The sequence below is a fragment of the Streptomyces sp. NPDC020898 genome (assembly GCF_044333925.1).
Classification (GTDB): Bacteria; Actinomycetota; Actinomycetes; order Streptomycetales; family Streptomycetaceae; genus Streptomyces.
The window spans coordinates 151,187-169,633 of sequence record NZ_JBIRRV010000010.1 but is presented as its reverse complement, the minus strand read 5'-3'; the positions used below and the strand labels follow the sequence as shown (position 1 = coordinate 169,633).

Genomic DNA, 18,447 nt, shown 5'->3' with positions numbered 1-18,447 from the left:
GCTCAGTTAAGGAGTTACGGACACCATGGACGCCGTCACCCAGGTCCCCACCCCCGTCAACGAGCCGGTGCACGGCTACGCTCCCGGCTCGCCCGAACGAGCCCGGCTCGAAGGCAAGTTGAAGGAGCTGGCCGAGAACCCCGTCGACCTGCCGATGACCATCGGCGGCGAGCGGCGGATGGGCGGCGGCGATCGTGTCGACGTCGTCCAGCCGCACAACCACAAGGCCCGCCTCGGCACGTACGCCAACGCCACGCGGCAGGACGCCCAGGACGCGGTCGACGCGGCCCTCGCCGCCGCGCCCGCCTGGCGCGCGATGGCGTTCGACGACCGGGCCGCGATCATCCTGCGCGCCGCCGAACTGCTGGCCGGCCCCTGGCGCGAGACCCTCGCCGCCTCCACCATGCTCGGCCAGTCGAAGACCGCCCAGCAGGCCGAGATCGACTGTCCCTGCGAACTGGTCGATTTCTGGCGCTTCAACGTCAAGTACGCCCGCGACCTCCTCGCCGAGCAGCCGCCCGCCAACTCCCCGGGTGTCTGGAACCGTCTCGACCACCGCCCCCTCGAAGGCTTCGTCTACGCGATCACCCCCTTCAACTTCACGGCGATCGCGGGCAATCTGCCGACCGCGCCCGCGCTCATGGGCAACGTGGTGGTGTGGAAGCCGTCGCCGACGCAGACCCACGCCGCCGTACTCCTCATGCAGTTGCTGGAGGAGGCCGGGCTGCCCAAGGGCGTCATCAACCTCGTCACCGGTGACGGCATCGAGGTGTCCAAGGTGGCCCTGGAACACCGGGACCTGGCCGGGATCCACTTCACGGGGTCGACCAAGACCTTCCAGTACCTGTGGAAGACGGTCGGTGCGAACATCGAGAAGTACCGCTCGTATCCGCGTCTCGTCGGCGAGACCGGCGGCAAGGACTTCGTCGTCGCCCACCCGAGCGCCGACCGGGCCGTGTTGAAGACGGCGCTCACCCGTGGCGCCTTCGAGTACCAGGGGCAGAAGTGCAGCGCGACCTCCCGCGCCTACATCCCCGCGTCGATCTGGAACGACGGCTTCCGTGAGGAGTTCGCCGCCGAGGTCGACTACTTGACCATGGGTGACGTCACCGACCTCGCCAACTTCGTCGGCGCCGTCATCGACGAGCGGGCGTTCGCCAAGAACAAGGCCGCCGTCGACCGCGCGAAGGCCGACCCGACGTGCACGATCGTGGCGGGCGGCTCGTACGACGACTCGGTGGGCTGGTTCGTCCGTCCGACGGTCGTGGAGTGCACGGACCCGGCCAACGAGGTGTTCACCACTGAGTACTTCGGCCCGTTTCTCGCCGTGCATGTCTACGAGGATGCCGAGTACGACGCGATGCTGGCCCAGATGGAGTCCGTGTCCGACTACGCCCTCACCGGCGCGGTCGTCTCGGGCGACCGTGCGGCAGCCGCGTACACGATGGAGAAGCTGCGCTACGCGGCCGGCAACTTCTACATCAACGACAAGTCGACCGGCGCGGTCGTCGGGCAGCAGCCGTTCGGCGGGGGACGCGCGTCCGGCACGAACGACAAGGCCGGCGCCCCGCAGAACCTGATGCGCTGGACCCTGACCCGCGCCATCAAGGAGACCCTGGTCGCGCCGACCGACTACACGTACCCGCACATGGGCTGAAACTCCTTCGCGTGTCAGGTCAGGGGCCGGGCAGACTCGGCCCATGACCTGGACGCGGAGCGAGACGGAGACCGTGACGGCCGACGACGGGGCCGGGTTGTGGGCCCACCGGTCGGGTCGGGGCGAGGAACCGCTGGTGCTGTGCCACGGCGGGCCCGGACTGTGGGACATGTTCGAGGATGTCGCCGGACTCCTCGGGGACCTGGCCTCGGTGGTCCGCTGGGACCAGCGCGGCTGCGGACGCTCGGACCCGCGCGACGGGCCGTGGACGAGTGAGCGGGCCGTCGCCGATCTCGACGCCGTACGGGGGCACTTCGGCCTGGAGCGCATGACACTGCTCGGACACTCCTGGGGTGCGCAACTCGCCCTGAGCTACGCGCTGGCCCATCCGGAGCGGGTCCGGGCCCTGGTCTATGTGAGCGGCACGGGAATAGGCCCGGACGCCGACTGGCACGCCGCCTACCTGCACAACTTCCGCACCCGACTTGCCGAGTCGCCCGAACTCCACGCCCGCTGGAGCGAGTTGACGGACCGTCGGCCGCAACTGTCCGAGGCGGAGGCGCGCGAGAGTGCCGTACTCCAGTGGTCGGTCGAATTCGAAGAGCGTGAGCGGGCGTTGGAGCATGCGGGGCGCATGGCCGATCCCTGGTTCGGCGTCAACTTCGGCTGCAACCAGGCCTTCAACGCCGAGCGGAAGCGGATCTGGGGCACACCCGACCTGTACGACCGCTGCCGGGCGCTCGACCTCCCCGTGGTCATCGTCGACGGGGTGGCCGACATCCGCCCCCGCACAGCGGTGGACTCCCTGGAACGGGCCCTGCCGCGCGTACGGAGGGTGGTCCTGCCGGAAGCCGGGCATCTCCCCTGGGTCGAGGATCCGGCGGGCTTCCGGCAGGCGGTCGCGACGGTGTGGTGAGCGGCCGCGTCGTCAGTTCTCGCAGGTCGTACGGCCCGGGTGCCAGCGGCAGGCCAGCGCGGCGAAGCCGCCGTCCGCGACCACCGGTACGGCGAGGGTGGCGCCGCCGCTCACGACATGCCCCTCCCGGACCAGGGCACCCGACGGGCCGTCCGTCACCGTCTCCACCAGCCAGCGCCCGGCACCGAGCCGCAGCGGTACGTCCGCTGTGTGCGCCGGGCCCGCGAACGTGCCGCCGATGAACCACCGTCCGTCCGCGGCCCGTCGGGCGAGTACGGCGGCCCGGCCCGGGTCACCGGTCAGCAGCCGTGTCTCCTCCCAGCGCTCGGGCAGCTGCTCCAGATAACGGCGGGCCTCGGGACGGGCGTCGTACGACTCCGGAGTGCCGGCGAGATTCTGGATGCCCGACTCGTAGAGCACCGTCAGGCCCAACTCACCCGCGTCGGAAGCGACGTTGGGGCGGAACGGGCGGTGGAAGGCGGCCGGGGTGAAGTCCATCGAGCCGATCACGTTACGGGTGAAGGGGAGCGCGGCCAGCTGCTCGGCGGTGTTGTTGCGCTTCTCCTCGCCGCCCACGCCCTCCATCGTCATGACCTGCGGCCAGGTGCGCTGCATGCCCTTCGGGATCGTCGAGCCATGGAAGTTGACGAGGAGGTGGTGGCGGGCTGTCGACTCCAGGGCCTCGTCGTACCAGCGCATCCGGTCCTGCGACTCCGAGTCCATGAAGTCGATCTTCACGCCCTTGACGCCCCAACTCGCCAGCGTGCCCAGCCACTTCTCGCGTTCCACCGGGTCGGTGAGGAGGGTGTAGTGCAGCCAGACCTGGATGCCGACGCCCTTCGCCGCCGCGTACCGCACGAGTTCCGGCATCCAGCTGTTCGTCTGCCACTCCGGGTCGATGACGTCCCACTCCCCGGGCTTGTAGTACCAGCCCGCGTCGACGACCTCGTACGGCCACTTCCGCGCGGCCGCGTAGTCGACGTACTTCTTCTGCGCCGCCAGGCTCTGCCCGGCCTCCTTGCCGCCCGCGAGCCAGGTCCACAGGGCCGGGCCCGGCGCGATCCAGGACGTGTCCCGGACCTTGGAGGGCGCGGCGAGGTCGTCCACGAGGGTCGACTCTGTCACGGTGGCCAGGTCGCCGGTGACGATCGTGCGCCAGGGGGTCGTCAACGGGCCTGTCGTCTCGACCGGTTCGTCGTTCCAGAGGCTCACCTTGTACGTCGGTGAGCCCGCCTCGTGCGTCAAGTGGGCGCCCGAGTAAGTGCCGTTGAGGTCCGACTCGGCGATCAGCGCATAGCCGCCGGGGGTGTTGAAGAGGGCCTGCATCGAGTACGCGCCCGCCGGGGCCGTCGCCGCCGACTCGTAGCGTTTGAAGGGGAGTTCGTTGTCGGCGCGGTAGGCGTTGATGACGGCCTGGGTGTCCGTGGGGAGGGTGAAGGCGGAGGTCTCGCGCAGGACGTTTCCGGTGGTGCGCGGCAGGACGTAGCGGTAGGCGACGCCGTCGCCGGCCACCCGGACCAGCAGGTCGAGGCGGGCGCCCTCGGCTGTGCGGAAGCGGAAGCGGGACTCGGTCATCCGGGCAACTCGCTTGCGGGACTTGCCTGTTGTGGCCGTGTAGTGCTCGCTGACGGTCCTGGTGGTGCGGCCCGTCAACTCCAATCCCTTGGAGAAGTCGGCCTGTTCGGTGACCAGGCCCAGGGGAGAAGGGGCGAGGACCTCTTCGCCGGCGCGTCTCACCGTGAGGGTCGGGTGGCCGTCGGCCGGGTCGAGCGCGACGACGGCCGTGGGGGAGGAGCCGGGCGGGGCCTTCACCTCCCAGGACGCCGCCGTCCCGGTAGGCGCTCCTGCCGGAAGAGCCGTCACCGCGGTGGCGAGTAAGGCAGAGCAGAGTGTCAGCGCGATCGACATGAAGTACCCCTTCAGCCGTTCAGTCATCCGATGACTGTGAGGCTGGTGGGTGGGAATGTGGCTGTCAAGGTGTCGCGCAGCGCATTTTGCGGGTTAGAGGTCGGATTAATTGGGCCTCGGTATGCCCCGGTGGCTCGGCCCGGCTCGGGATACTGAGGTCATGGCCCCCACGCTGCGCACTGCCCACACGGCCGACCTCACCGCCGCCGAACTCGTCGCCGCCCGTGCTCTCCTGGACGCCGCGTTCGACGACGGCTTCTCCGGCGAGGACTGGGAGCATGCGCTCGGCGGCATCCATGCCCTCGTCCACGACGGCAGCGGTCTCCTCGCCCACGGCTCGGTCGTCATGCGGCGCGCACTCCATCGGGGCCGCTGGCTGCGCGTCGGCTATGTGGAAGCGGTCGCCGTCCGCGCCGACGCCCGCCGTCGCGGCCTCGGTGGGCGAGTGCTGGGCGCGCTGGAGCGATACGTCGACGGGGGCTACGACTTCGGTGCGCTCTCCGCGAGCGCCGACGGCTCCGCCCTCTACGCGGCCCGCGGCTGGCAGCTCTGGCCGGGCCGGATCAGCGCCCTCGGTCCGGACGGTGTGGTCCACCTTCCGGAAGAGGAGGGCAGTGTCTTCGTACGTCCGGGCGCTGTCGGTTCGCTCGACCCGGCGGACGGTCTGGTCTTCGACTGGCGGGATGGTGACCTGCTGTAGGCGATGCCGTAAAAGGCCAGGTCAGTGGGGTGTGACCCAATCGACCGTCTCAGATAGTAGGAAGTCCGAGTAATTGTGGAGACAGATGCCCGGTCCTCGCCTAGCTTTGTAGAAGCCGAACGTCTCGCTCGACCAAGCGAATGACGGTCGTGAGCCGGTGCTCCGTGCAGGCAACCCCTGCGGCACCGCTGCTCCCCGTCCCACCCGGCGTCTCGAATCCCCCCTTCCGGGCTTCCGGAATCCTTTGAAGGAGTCGATCTCCCATGGCCGAGACGACCGTCCGCCGCCGAGTCCGCCACGTCTCCCCGACGAGCGAGTCCGACCGCAAGAACGCCGCAGCGGCCCTCCAGCGCGCCCTCGACCGCAGGGACAACGGCGGCCAGACCGGCCACTGAGGCAGCTCGTCAGCCCCGCCGCACCTCGAAGTAGTCGATCCGCTCCCCGCTCTGCGCCAGTGCCGACACCCTGAGCCGGGGAGCCGCGCCCGGTGCGCCCGCCTCCGCCTCCACCGAGAGGAAGGAGAAGCCGGTGTACCGCACCCGTGACCACTCCACGGTGTCCTCGTGCCGCTCCTGCGACTTCGTCCAGTAGTAGCTCTTCACCGACTCCCGGTCGGCGACCTTCCCCTCGAAGCTGTCCTTCACCCCGTACGGGAAGCTGTACAGGCTCTTGCCCGCGCCGCCCGCCGTGACGTACACGGTCCCGTCCCGCGTCGGGTCGGTCGACGCGCCGACCGGCACCCGCCTGCCCACCCGGCCGGCCCTGAGGGCGTCCGTCCGCTCGTACACATGGTTGTGGCCGTTGATCACCAAGTCCACCTGGTGCTTGTCGAAGAGCGGCAGCCAGGCGTCCCGTACGCCGCCGTCGGAGGCGTGGGTGGACGTCGAGTACGTGCAGTGGTGGAAGAAGACCACGACGAAGTCGATCGCGTCCGACGCACGCAGCTCGGCGAGCCGCCGGTCCAGCCAGGCCGTCTGGCGGCCGTCCGTGTGCCCCAGGTTCGCCGGGATCTCCCACGACACGTCGTTCGCGTCCAGCGCCACGACCCCGACGTTGCCGTACGTGAACGAGTAGGCGCCCGGGGTGTTTTGGGGGTCGAAGCCGTTGTCCGGGAGCGACCAGCGGGCCGACTGGCCGCCGTAGCCGTTGGGTGAGTACCAGGCCTCCATGTCGTGGTTACCGGTCGTCACCATCCACGGCACCGACCTCGCGACCGTCTCGGTCTGCTTCAGGAACAGGTCCCAGGCGGTCGGGTCGTAGCTGTCGGACTTCTCGCCGTGGCCGGTGACGTCCGCGTAGCAGATGTCGCCCGCGTGGAGGTGGAAGGCGGGGTTCCGGCCGAGGATCACCTTGTCGTTGGCGAGCGCCTCGGGGGTTACGCCCTGGTCGCCGAAGGCCGTGAACACGAAGCTCGCGGGCGCGGTGGCGGGGGCCGTGCGGAACGTGCCGAGCGTGGCGCGGTGCGCGCGGGACGCCGGGTCGAAGCCCTCGTGGCCGACGCCGTAGTAGTACGTCGTCCCGGGGCGCAGTCCGTCGAGGGCCGCGTGCACGTAGTACTGGTCCAGGTCGAGGCGGATGCCCGGCAGACCCGGCGTGCGCAGGGGTCGGAGTTCGGCCTCGATGCGGCGGCTGAGGTCGCCGGGCGTCGGCCCGATGCGTACGTACGGCTTCCTGACCGCGAACGGGACCTGCCAGGAGATCCGCATCCGCGTCTTCGGATCGGCGCCGAAGGCGAGGTGGCGGCCGAAGGGGACGACGGCGGAACCCGGCACCTGGCCGGTCGCGGGGTTCGCGGGGCCCGTGCTCGACGTGCAGCCGGTGACCAGCGCGCCGCCGGCCAGCGCGCCCGCCGTCACCAGCGCGCGGCGCCGGGTGAACCGCGTGCGCAGGTACTCGTACTGCTCCGCCATGCTCATCCGGCGGGCCAGTTGCGGCGGAATGCCGACGTTCGGGGTGTCCATAGGATGCGAACCTCCCAGCAATCCCCAACGTCCGCCACACATACGGGTGAACGGCAGCCTAAGAGCGGTCGCCGCCGTTCGCCTCGTCCGGCGCGGAGTGTCCGTATCGCGGACAACGCGTGTCATCCCATGGGACCAGGAGTACGGTGCCGGTATGTCTCGCAGCATCAATCTCGCAGTGATTCCCGGTGACGGCATCGGCCAGGAGGTCGTGGCCCAGGGGCTCAAAATCCTCTCCGCCGTCCTTCCGCAGGATGTGAAGCTGGAGACCAAGGAGTTCGACTTCGGCGCCCGGCGCTACCACGCCACCGGTGAGACCCTCACCGACGCCGACGTCGAGGCGCTCAAGAAGCACGACGCGATCCTGCTCGGTGCGATCGGTGACCCGTCGGTCCCGTCCGGGGTCCTGGAGCGCGGCTTCCTGCTCAAGCTCCGCTTCCTCTTCGACCACCACGTGAACCTGCGTCCGTCGAAGCTGCTCCCCGGTGTGGCCACCCCGCTGGCCGGCCAGCCCGAGATCGACTTCATCGTGGTCCGCGAGGGCACCGAGGGCCCGTACACCGGCAACGGCGGCACGATCCGCAAGGGCACCCCGCACGAGGTCGCCACCGAGGTCTCCGTGAACACGGCCTTCGGTGTCGAGCGCGTGGTCCGGGACGCCTTCGCCCGCGCCCAGGCCCGCCCCCGCAAGAAGCTCACGCTGGTCCACAAGAACAACGTGCTGGCGTTCGCCGGTCACCTGTGGACGAACGTCTTCAACCGGGTGGCCGAGGAGTTCCCCGACGTCACCACGGACTACATCCACGTGGACGCCGCGACGATCTACCTCGTCACGGACCCCGCGCGCTTCGACGTGATCGTCACCGACAACCTCTTCGGCGACATCATCACCGACCTCGCCGCGGCCGTCTCCGGCGGCATCGGCGTCGCCGCGAGCGGGAACATCAACCCGTCCGGCGAGTTCCCCTCGATGTTCGAGCCCGTGCACGGCTCGGCCCCGGACATCGCCGGGCAGGGCAAGGCCGACCCCAGCGCCACCGTCCTGTCCGTCGCCCTCCTGCTGCGCCACCTCGGCTACGAGGCCGAGGCCGTCCGCATCGAGGACGCCGTCACCGCCGACCTCGCGGAGCGCGGCACCACGGTCCGTACGACCGACGAGATCGGCGACGCCCTCGCCGTACGAGTAGCCGGCTGACCCGCGGCGCTCACTCGAACGATTTTCGAAGCCGCCGGTCGCATATGCACCCGGCGGCTTCTCTTATGTCCCCGCCGGGTGTCACCATCATCCCCTGGGTCGCATTCACGCCCTTTTCGTCCATGGCCTCGCTCGCGCGATAATCGAACGCGGAGCCGTGGACCGAGGGAATGCTCGGACGTCCTATCACTGGCCACCAGTTGCTGGTCACTGGCGGTCACGGGCGTGGGCGCGGCCCGTCACACACACATTCGGTGAAGGACAAGCACTCATGACGACGCCCACGATCGAGCTCAAGCCCTCGGCCTCGCCACTTTCCGGCGCGGAGCGCGAGGCGATCCTGGCCAATCCCGGCTTCGGCCGCCACTTCACCGACCACATGGTGACGATCAAGTGGACCGAGGGCCGCGGCTGGCACGACGGCCAGCTCGTCCCGTACGGCCCGCTCTCGATCGACCCCGCGAACATGACCCTGCACTACGCGCAGGAGATCTTCGAGGGACTCAAGGCCTACCGCCGGCCCGACGGCTCCGTCGCCATCTTCCGCCCGGAGAAGAACGCCCAGCGCTTCCAGAGCTCCGCCCGGCGTCTCGCGATGCCCGAACTGCCCGTCGACACGTTCCTCGAGGCCATCGACGTGCTCGTCCAGCAGGACCGCGACTGGGTGCCCGCGCACGGCGGCGAGGAGTCCCTCTACCTGCGCCCCTTCATGATCGCCACGGAGGTCGGGCTCGGCGTCAAGCCCGCCAACGAGTACCTGTTCCTGGTGATCGCGTCGCCCGCCGGTGCCTACTTCCCCGGTGGCGTGAAGCCCGTCTCCATCTGGCTCTCCACGGACCGCGTCCGCGCCGTCCCCGGTGGTGTGGGCGACGCCAAGACGGGCGGCAACTACGCGGCCTCCCTGCTCGCCCAGGCCGAGGCCGCCGAGCAGGGCTGCGCCCAGGTCTGCTACCTCGACGCGGTCGAGCACAAGTGGATCGAGGAACTCGGCGGTATGAACCTGTACTTCGTGTACGGGGACAGGATCGTCACGCCGTCGCTGACGGGCTCCATCCTGGAGGGCGTCACCCGTGACTCGCTCCTCACTGTGGCCCGAGACCTCGGCTACACCGCCGAGGAGGGCCGTATCTCCGTCGACCAGTGGCAGCGCGACGCCGAGAACGGCACGCTGACCGAGGTCTTCGCCTGCGGTACGGCGGCCGTCATCACGCCGGTCGGCACGGTCAAGCGCACCGGTGCGGAGTGGCAGCAGAGCGGTGGCGAGCCTGGTGAGGTCACGCTGCGGTTGCGTGAGGCGCTGCTCGACATTCAGCGGGGGACGGCGTCGGACGCGCACGGTTGGATGCGGGTTCTCGGCTGAGGGCTTGGCGGGCGGTAGGCGGTTGTTGTTTGGCTGCGGGTCGGTGGGGGCTGGTCGCGCAGTTCCCCGCGCCCCTGTAAGGCGCCCCTGCGGGGGCGCCTTACAGGGGCGCCTGCACGGGCGCGCGCCCGCAGGGTTTTTTCTCGCGGACGTTCGAGTGTGCGTCCGGGTTGTACGCAATTTGACCGATTGACCCTGTCGTGTGTGGTGCGTTTGCCTCGGGGGGAGGCAAGCGTCCGTGGGGACTTCAGGGGGAAAGATGTCCAGAGCCACAGGTGTGTCAGGGGTCTGTTTAGGGGCGGCGCTGCTGCTGACGGGGGGCGCGACGACCGCGTCTGCCGCGCCGCATGCGCCTCGGGTGGAGCGGGTGAGTGTCGCTGCCGACGGCACTCAGGGGGACGGTGACTCGGCGAGTGCCGCGATCAGTGCCGACGGCCGTCATGTCACGTTCACGTCCACCGCGCCGAGCTTCGGCTGCGCGCGGTTCTCCATGTGCCTGCTCGTGAAGGGCCTGGCCGACGGTGGGGTCACCAGGATCGACCTCGGCAGCGGCCACACCTACGGCTCGCCGATGCCGAGCGCCGACGGCAGCCGTATCGCCTACTCCGCGGGCACCCGGTTCCTGTCCCCGTACCTCTACGACCGTGCCAGCGGCCGCTCGGAGCGGCTGTGGCCCGAGAACCCGCCCGGCTCCAACGAGTTGGGCCGCGTCCAGTCGATCAGTCCGGACGGTACGCAGGTCGCGTACACCATCGGCAACCGCAACGGCTCGGCCAACTTCCGGCTGTTGTACGTACGGGACACGGCAACCGGCGCCGACACCCTGATCTCACCGGCCGAGGAGGGCGACAAGGCCGGGGCCTCGGTGAGCGGTGACGGCGAGCGGGTCGCGTACGGCGTCCGGGTCGACTCGGAGACGGACCCGGTCGACGTGTTCGTCACGGACCGGGCGACGGGTGAGCGCACGCAGGTCGACAAGGGCCTCGGCGCCGCCTACCTGGTCCGCATCACCGCGGACGGCCGGCGTGTCCTCCTGAACGCCGAGAGCGGTGTGTACCTTCACGACCTGCGCACGGGCGAGTCGCGGCGCGTGGCCGAGGGGACCGCGTCCTCGGCCACGGCGGACGGCCGGTACGCCGTCGTCTCGGGCGAGGACGGCACACGGGTGCGCGATCTGCGGAAGGGGCTTCGGGGGGCCGCCCTTCCGTGGAACTCCCAGGCGGGAGACGACGCGCTGACCGCCGACGGGCGTGCGGTGGCGTTCAGTTCGTCGGCTTCCCACCTGGTGCCGGACGACACCAACGACGAGTCCGACGTGTTCGTCTTCTCGGGCGCCCTGGGGAAGAACCCGGCCCCGATGCCGTCCGTCACCGAGCGGATCAGCATGACGTCGACCGGGCAGCAGCGGACCGAGGCGTCGTACGACCCGGTCATGGGGGAGAGCCGTGTCGTCGCCTTCACCTCGCGGGGCACCGACGACCCGGCGGACACGAACGTGTTCGTCAACGCGGCCGGCGGCATCTCCCAGGTCAACTCCACTGCCCAGGGCCCCTCGCACGAGGGCACGCCCTGCTACAGCGGACGCATGGTCGGCTACACGGCCCCGCTCGACGCCGACGGCGGCCCCGGGATCCACATCCGCAACCGCGCGGTCGGCAAGCTGTCCAGCCTCGGCTCCTACGGCGGCGTCCGCTTCACCTGGATGGGACAGCCCGCCGTGGATCCCACCTGCCAGTGGATCACCTACGCCGCCACCCTGCCCGCGACCGACTCCGACCCGGACCCCCAACCCCGCGTCTACCGCTTCCGGTTCCAGAACGGCGCCACCGACGTGGTCAGCGCGCCCACGGGCGAGGCGGCGGGCAACCCGTCGATCAACTACGACGGCCGGTACGTCGCTTTCGAACAGGGCGGTGACATCCACGTCCGCGACCTGGACACCGGTGACCTGGAGAAGGTCTCGGAGACAGGGCGGGCCTGGGCACCCTCCCTCAGTGCGGACGGCCGCAAGGTCGCCTTCCAGCAGGGCCGGTACATCCGCGTCCGTGACCTCGACACCGGGGCCACGACCCGGGTCAGGGGCACCGAGCCCTCGCTCGCCGGGACCGGTACGCATCTCGCGTACACCTCGGGCGGCACCGTGTACCTGCTCGAACTCGCCACAGGGAAGCGGCAGTTGGTCAGCGTCGACCGCTGGGGCGGCCGTAACGACCTCCCGGCGCGGAAGCCTTCGGTCAACGCCGACGGCACCGTTGTCGCGTTCGAGTCGGCATCATCCGATCTGGTGAAGGGGGACACCAACGAGGTATCGGACATCTTCCTGCGGACAGTCCAATGAGAACGACCAGCAACGGGGGAACAACCATGCACACGTCCAGCACAACGCATCGTCGCGCGGCTCTGGCGGTCGCCGTCGCAGCGGCCGTCGCCTCGGCGGCGCTCACCGCGCCCGCAGCGGGCGCCGCGCCCAGGGCCAAGGCCCCGCACACCGAGCCGATCAGCGTCACCCCGGAGGGGAAGGCGGGCAACGGCGTCACGCGCACATCCGTCATCAGCCGCAACGGCCGCCACATCGCGCTGACCTCGGACGCCGAGGACCTGGACCCGAACGTGCCGCACAGCGGCATGTACGTCCGCGACCCGCAGACCGGCAAGCTCCGCTTCGCGGGGTTCGGCGGCCTGCTGGCGATCCTCAACGACGGCCGCTACGTCTACATCGAGTACTCCGCGAACAAATCGGAGATCTGGATCCACACCATCGGATCAGGCGAGAGGGTGGGGTTCGGCCTGGAGATCCCCGAGGGCTTCACCGGGCTGCCCGCCGGCGTCTCCGTCAGCCCCAACGGCCGCTACGCCGTCTACACGCTCCAGGAGACCGCCGAGAGCAACAGCAGCGTGGTCTTCCTGCGTGACCGCGTCGCCGGCACCACTCAGCGGATCAGCCACCCCAGGCCGACCTGGGAGGCACGCAACGCCTTCCAGCCGACGGTCAGCGACGACGGGCGCCGCGTCGTCTACCAGTACAACTACATGAACGGCCCGCGCGGCGACGACTGGGGCGACGTCTGGATGTACGACCGCACCACCGGCAAGCACACCCAGATCGACCGCTCCCACGACGGCTCACCGACCGAGAAGGAGTCCCTGAACCCGTCCATCAGCGGCAACGGCCGTACGGTCGTCTTCGAGTCCCGGGACACGCACCTGGTCCCGGGCGACACCGACGTCAGCTGGAACGTGTTCGTGCACGACATCCGCACCGGCACCAACCAGCGCGTCCACGGCACCCAGGGCGGCCCCGGCGAGGTCTACACCCGCAACGCCGCGATCAGCGCCGACGGCCGCTACCTCACCTTCACCTCGGAGGTCACGGAGGCCGGCAGCCAGTACGGCAAGGAGTACCCCGTCTATCTGCGGGACCTGAAGAAGGGCACCACCACCCTGGTCACGCCCGACACCAGCGGTGGCACCGCGTCCGCCGACGTCCTGCCGGGCCGGATCGCCGACGGCGCCCGCAGGATCCTCTTCGAGTCCTCCGACCCGACACTGATCCCGGCCGGCGACACCAACGACGGCGCCGACGCGTTCGTACGGCACCTGAGGTGATCAGCTCAGTGCTCGCATCCTGAGACGGACGGTGAGCACGGGGGCGGTCTGTGCCAGACTGCCTCCGTGCTCTCGTTCGCCACGATTATTGGCAGCAGGCGCGCCGGTCCGCAGTGACCACCACGTACGACCAGGTACGGGTGGCCTCTTCGTCCTCGACCCGCGCGCAGACCTCTCGCACCCGCGAGGGGTTTTTCGCTTTTCTGGCCCACCTCCAGCCAAAGAAGCAGCGCGAGGGATCATTGAGGGACGGTGGAGCCGGTCATTCCGGTAAAGACCGAGATCGACATCCCCAGGAGCCTTGAACCATGACGGAAACCAGCGAACTCGACGACTCGTTCCACGTCTTCGACACCACCCTGCGCGACGGCGCCCAGCGCGAGGGCATCAACCTCACCGTCGCCGACAAGCTGGCCATCGCACGGCACCTGGACGACTTCGGCGTCGGCTTCATCGAGGGCGGCTGGCCGGGCGCCAACCCGCGTGACACCGAGTTCTTCGCCCGCGCCCAGCAGGAGATCAACTTCCGCAACGCCCAGCTGGTCGCCTTCGGCGCCACCCGCCGGGCCGGCGGCAAGGCGAGCGAGGACCCGCAGGTCAAGGCCCTCGTGGACTCCGGCGCACCCGTCGTCACCCTGGTTGCCAAGTCCCACGACCGGCATGTCGAGCTGGCGCTGCGCACGACGCTCGACGAGAACCTGGAGATGGTCCGCGACACCGTCGCCCACCTGCGTTCCCAGGGCCGCCGTGTCTTCGTCGACTGCGAGCACTTCTTCGACGGCTACCGCGCGAACCCGGAGTACGCGAAGGCCGTCGTCCGCGCCGCGTCCGACGCCGGCGCCGATGTCGTCATCCTCTGCGACACCAACGGCGGCATGCTCCCGGCCCAGGTCCAGGCGGTCGTCGCCACGGTCCTCGCCGACACCGGTGCCCGCCTCGGCATCCACACCCAGGACGACACGGGCTGCGCGGTCGCCAACACCCTCGCCGCCGTCGACGCGGGCGCGACCCACGTCCAGTGCACGGCGAACGGCTACGGCGAGCGCGTCGGCAACGCCAACCTGTTCCCGGTAGTGGCGGCCCTGGAACTGAAGTACGGCAAGAAGGTCCTCCCGGATGGCGCGCTGCGCGAGATGACCCGCATCTCCCACGCCATCGCCGAGGTCGTCAACCTGACACCGTCCACGCATCAGCCGTACGTGGGAGTCTCGGCGTTCGCCCACAAGGCGGGCCTGCACGCCTCGGCGATCAAGGTCGACCCGGATCTCTACCAGCACATCGACCCCGAGCAGGTCGGCAACACCATGCGGATGCTGGTCTCCGACATGGCGGGCCGTGCCTCGATCGAGCTCAAGGGCAAGGAGCTGGGCGTCGACCTCGGCGACGACCGTGAGCTGGTCGGCCGGGTCGTGGAGCGCGTGAAGGAGCGCGAGCTGCAGGGCTACACGTTCGAGGCGGCCGACGCCTCCTTCGAGCTGCTGCTGCGCGCCGAGGTCGAGGGCAGGGCGCGCACGTACTTCGAGGTCGAGTCCTGGCGCGCGATCGTCGAGGACCGCCCCGACGGCAGCCACGCCAACGAGGCCACGGTCAAGCTCTTCGCCAAGGGCGAGCGCATCGTCGCGACGGCGGAGGGCAACGGCCCGGTGAACGCCCTCGACCGCGCCCTGAAGGTCGCCCTGGAGAAGATCTACCCCCAGCTCGCCAAACTCGACCTGGTCGACTACAAGGTCCGCATCCTGGAGGGCAAGCACGGCACGCAGTCCACGACCCGCGTCCTCATCTCCACCTCGGACGGCAAGGGCGAGTGGTCGACGGTGGGCGTCGCCGACAACGTGATCGCCGCTTCCTGGCAGGCACTGGAGGACGCCTACACGTACGGGCTGCTGCGGGCGGGCGTGGAGCCCGCGAAGTAGGACGGTGGCCGGGGAGGGTGGCGCGTTCGGCACCTTGACGGTTCACAGGGGCACTTGTTGACTCACGGCGTGTTCCAGGCCGTGAGCGTATTCAAGGTGCTCAAGTGAACTAAAAGATTCCAGAGGGCCCCGAGATTCCTGAGGGTCCAGAGGTTTCCGAGAGTCGAGGGAAGGTCCATGCGACGAACCGCCCTGCTCGTCTCCGCCACATTGCTGACCGGTCTGCTGCCCCTGGCCGCCGCGGGTCCGGCGGCCGGGGCCGACGACCCGCCCCCGGCCCCGGTCCCCGTCGACCGCTTCGAGGGCGAGGTCCCCTTCGCGAGCCCGCCCGCCGGGGGCATCTTCACCTGGGGCAGCGACGCCGACGACCCGCCCACCCTCCGGCTGACCGACCGCACGGACGCCCCCGAGGGCGCCAAGGTTCTCAGCGGCACCTACGACATCAGCGGCTACGGCGGCTTCAGTCACGACTTCGCCTTCGCCGAGCCCGCCCACGACTGGTCGGCGAGCAAGGGCATCCGCTTCTGGTGGGAGGGCCACAACAACGGCAAGAAGGTCAACTTCGAGCTGAAGGACGGCGGCGCCAACGGCGAGGCCTCCGAACTCTGGACGACCTCCTTCACCGACGACTTCACCGGCTGGAAGCAGATCGAGGTCCCGTTCACCGACTTCGTCTACCGCACCGACTACCAGCCCGTCGGCGGTATCGACCAGATCCTCGGCCTCACCGGGATGTGGGGGTACGCCCTCACCCTCCCCGTCGGCATCAGCGGCGAATTCGCCATGGACGGCGTCGAGTTGTACGGCAAGGCGGATCAATCGCTGCGCGCCTCCGTCACGACCGACTCCGCCGTCCACCCGGTGAAGGAGGGCGGTACGGCGACGGTCGCGGTCACGGTCGGTACGACGGGCTCGGCCCCGCTCACCGACCCCGTGACGGTCACGTACGAGACGGCGGCCGGCGGCACGGCGACGGACGGCACCGACTACACGCCCGTCCACGGCGAGGTCACCTTCCCGGCGGGCACCGCCTCCGGGACCTCCCGCACGATCCAGGTCCCCACCCTCAAGGACAGGTCGGCGGAGTCGGCGGAGACGGTCCCCCTCAAGCTCACGGTCACCGGCGCCAAGGCCCCGCGGGAGAACCCGCGGATCGTGATCGACGCTCACGGACTCCCGTATCTGAACGGCAAGTTGCCGGTGAAGCAGCGCGTCGCCGACCTCCTCTCCCGGATGTCGCTGGCGGAGAAGGCCGGCCAGATGACCCAGGCCGAGCGCGGCGCGGTGACGGCGACTCCCGGTGACATCGCCGCGTACGACCTGGGCTCGCTGCTCTCCGGCGGCGGCTCGACGCCCACGCCCAACACCCCGGCGGCCTGGGCGAAGATGATCGACGGCTTCCAACTCCGGGCGCAGGCAACGCGGTTCCAGATCCCGCTGATCTACGGGGTGGACGCGGTGCACGGCCACAACAACCTCGTCGGCGCCACGGTCCTGCCGCACAACATCGGCATCGGGGCCGCCCGCGATCCCCAACTCGCCTACGCGGCAGGGGAGGTGACGGCGGCCGAGGTACGGGCCACGGGCGTCCCCTGGGACTTCGCACCCTGCCTCTGCGTGGCCCGTGACGAACGCTGGGGGCGCACCTACGAGGCCTTCGGTGAGGACCCGGCCCTGGTGAAGTCGATGGAAACGGTGATCCAGGGTCTCCAAGGCCGCGCGAACGGGACGGAGTTGAAGGACAACGACAGGGTCCTCGCCACCGCCAAGCACTTCGTCGGCGACGGCGGCACGACCTACGGCTCCTCCACCACCGGCTCGTACACCATCGACCAGGGCATCACCGAGGTCACCCGGCAGGAGCTGGAGACGGTCCACCTGGCCCCGTACCAGGACGCCGTCGACCGGGGCGTCGGCTCGGTCATGCCGTCCTACTCCTCCCTCGACATCGCGGGGGACGACCAGGGACCGGTGAAGATGCACGCCCGCGCCGACATGATCAACGGTGTGCTGAAGGGCCGTATGGGCTTCGACGGCTTCGTCATCAGCGACTGGCAGGCCATCGACCAGATCCCCGGCGACTACGCCTCCGACGTGCGGACGTCCGTCAACGCGGGCCTCGACATGATCATGGTTCCGCACGTCTACCAGGACTTCCACACCACCCTGGTCGCCGAGGTGAACGCCGGCCGGATCAGCGGGAAGCGGATCGACGACGCGGTCTCCCGCATCCTCCTCCAGAAGTTCAAGCTGGGCCTCTTCGAGAAGCCGTACGCCGACACGAGCGGAGCGGCGGACATCGGCTCGGCCGAACACCGGGCGGTGGGACGGGAGTTGGCGGCGAAGTCGCAGGTGCTGCTGAAGAACGCCGACAGCGTGCTGCCGCTGAAGAAGTCCCAGAAGGTGTACGTCGCCGGCTCCAACGCCGACGACATCGGCAACCAGAGCGGCGGCTGGACCGTCACCTGGCAGGGCTCGTCCGGGGACATCACGGAGGGCACGACCGTTCTGGAGGGCATGCGCGAGGCGGGCGGAGACGTCACCTACTCCAAGGACGCCTCGGCTCCGACCACCGGCCATGACGTGGGTGTGGTGGTCGTCGGCGAGACCCCGTACGCCGAGGGCATGGGCGACGTCGGCAACGGCCACGACCTGGAGCTGAGCGACGCCGACAAGAAGGCCGTCGACACGGTGTGCGCGGCGATGAAGTGCGCGGTGCTGGTCGTCGCGGGGCGCCCGCAGCTCCTCGGCGACCGGCTCGGTGACATCGACGCCCTGGTCGCCTCCTGGCTGCCGGGCACCGAGGGCGACGGCGTCGCCGACGTGCTCTACGGGAAGCGGGCGTTCACCGGCCAACTCCCGCTCACCTGGCCGAAGTCGGAGGCCCAGCTGCCGATCAACGTCGGTGATGCGGCGTACGACCCGCAGTTCCCGTACGGCTGGGGGCTCACGACGAGGACCAAGATTCCGGAGGGCGGCGAAAAGACCCTGAAGGCGCTGGCGGTCGCGGCGACTCTGGCAGAGAGGGCCCACGACGCGAAGGCGGGACGCACGATCGTCACCCAGGCGCGGCTGATCGCGCAGGCGAAGATCGGCCAGCGGATCACGTCCATGACCGCCAAGCCCTTCGCCGACGCGGACCACCTCCTGCTGACCGGCCGGTACGGCGCGGCGGTGGAGAAGCTGAGGGCCGCGTACCGGGCGGCCTGAGTACTACGGACATCGGTCCCG

The 18,447-nt window shown here is 69.8% G+C and carries 12 protein-coding genes; 10 read left to right on the top strand and 2 right to left on the bottom strand.

Annotated features, from left to right (window positions below; all coding sequences use genetic code 11):
* Positions 1 to 25 precede the first annotated feature (25 nt).
* Positions 26 to 1,657, top strand: coding sequence for an L-glutamate gamma-semialdehyde dehydrogenase (pruA, locus tag ACH4TV_RS29360; RefSeq protein WP_398403255.1), 1,632 nt, complete (start codon positions 26 to 28; stop codon positions 1,655 to 1,657).
* Between the two features lie 43 nt (positions 1,658 to 1,700).
* Positions 1,701 to 2,573 carry an alpha/beta fold hydrolase gene (locus tag ACH4TV_RS29355; RefSeq protein ID WP_398403253.1) on the top strand — a complete coding sequence of 291 codons (873 nt, stop codon included), beginning with the start codon at positions 1,701 to 1,703 and terminating at the stop codon, positions 2,571 to 2,573.
* Positions 2,574 to 2,585: 12 nt separating this feature from the next.
* Here the strand turns inward: ACH4TV_RS29355 and ACH4TV_RS29350 are convergent, their stop codons facing one another.
* A complete protein-coding gene (locus tag ACH4TV_RS29350) occupies positions 2,586 to 4,508 on the bottom strand; it encodes a glycoside hydrolase family 97 catalytic domain-containing protein (RefSeq protein ID WP_398403251.1) in 1,923 nt (640 codons plus the stop codon).
* Positions 4,509 to 4,641: 133 nt separating this feature from the next.
* Between ACH4TV_RS29350 and ACH4TV_RS29345 the strand changes: the two genes are divergently transcribed.
* Together ACH4TV_RS29345 and ACH4TV_RS29340 are read left to right on the top strand one after the other, a co-directional pair.
* Positions 4,642 to 5,181: a GNAT family N-acetyltransferase gene (locus ACH4TV_RS29345; protein ID WP_398403249.1), complete on the top strand. Its 540-nt coding sequence runs from the start codon at positions 4,642 to 4,644 to the stop codon at positions 5,179 to 5,181.
* Positions 5,182 to 5,444: 263 nt separating this feature from the next.
* Positions 5,445 to 5,576: a hypothetical protein gene (locus ACH4TV_RS29340; RefSeq protein ID WP_006374903.1), complete on the top strand. Its 132-nt coding sequence runs from the start codon at positions 5,445 to 5,447 to the stop codon at positions 5,574 to 5,576.
* Between the two features lie 9 nt (positions 5,577 to 5,585).
* On the opposite strand, the gene ACH4TV_RS29335 is transcribed toward ACH4TV_RS29340, so the two are convergent.
* Positions 5,586 to 7,142 carry a purple acid phosphatase family protein gene (locus tag ACH4TV_RS29335; RefSeq protein ID WP_398403246.1) on the bottom strand — a complete coding sequence of 519 codons (1,557 nt, stop codon included), beginning with the start codon at positions 7,140 to 7,142 and terminating at the stop codon, positions 5,586 to 5,588.
* Positions 7,143 to 7,296: 154 nt separating this feature from the next.
* Here ACH4TV_RS29335 and ACH4TV_RS29330 point away from each other — a divergent pair, with 154 nt between their 5' ends.
* The 6 genes from ACH4TV_RS29330 to ACH4TV_RS29305 all read left to right on the top strand — a co-directional run bounded on the left by ACH4TV_RS29330 (position 7,297) and on the right by ACH4TV_RS29305 (position 18,426).
* A complete protein-coding gene (locus ACH4TV_RS29330; RefSeq protein WP_398403244.1) occupies positions 7,297 to 8,337 on the top strand; it encodes a 3-isopropylmalate dehydrogenase in 1,041 nt (346 codons plus the stop codon).
* A gap of 271 nt (positions 8,338 to 8,608) precedes the next feature.
* The gene (locus ACH4TV_RS29325) at positions 8,609 to 9,697 is read left to right on the top strand and encodes a branched-chain amino acid aminotransferase (RefSeq protein WP_398403242.1); all 1,089 of its coding nucleotides are present in this window, start codon (positions 8,609 to 8,611) and stop codon (positions 9,695 to 9,697) included.
* A gap of 367 nt (positions 9,698 to 10,064) precedes the next feature.
* Positions 10,065 to 12,035, top strand: a complete 1,971-nt coding sequence (locus tag ACH4TV_RS29320) for a TolB family protein (RefSeq protein WP_398403240.1) — start codon at positions 10,065 to 10,067, stop codon at positions 12,033 to 12,035.
* 26 nt (positions 12,036 to 12,061) lie between these two features.
* A complete protein-coding gene (locus ACH4TV_RS29315) occupies positions 12,062 to 13,303 on the top strand; it encodes a TolB family protein (protein ID WP_398403239.1) in 1,242 nt (413 codons plus the stop codon).
* A 308-nt stretch (positions 13,304 to 13,611) separates the two neighbouring features.
* Positions 13,612 to 15,216, top strand: a complete 1,605-nt coding sequence (gene cimA, locus ACH4TV_RS29310; protein ID WP_398403237.1) for a citramalate synthase — start codon at positions 13,612 to 13,614, stop codon at positions 15,214 to 15,216.
* Between the two features lie 177 nt (positions 15,217 to 15,393).
* Entirely contained in the window at positions 15,394 to 18,426 is a 3,033-nt protein-coding gene (locus tag ACH4TV_RS29305) for a glycoside hydrolase family 3 protein (protein WP_398403235.1), read from the top strand.
* Positions 18,427 to 18,447 lie beyond the last annotated feature (21 nt).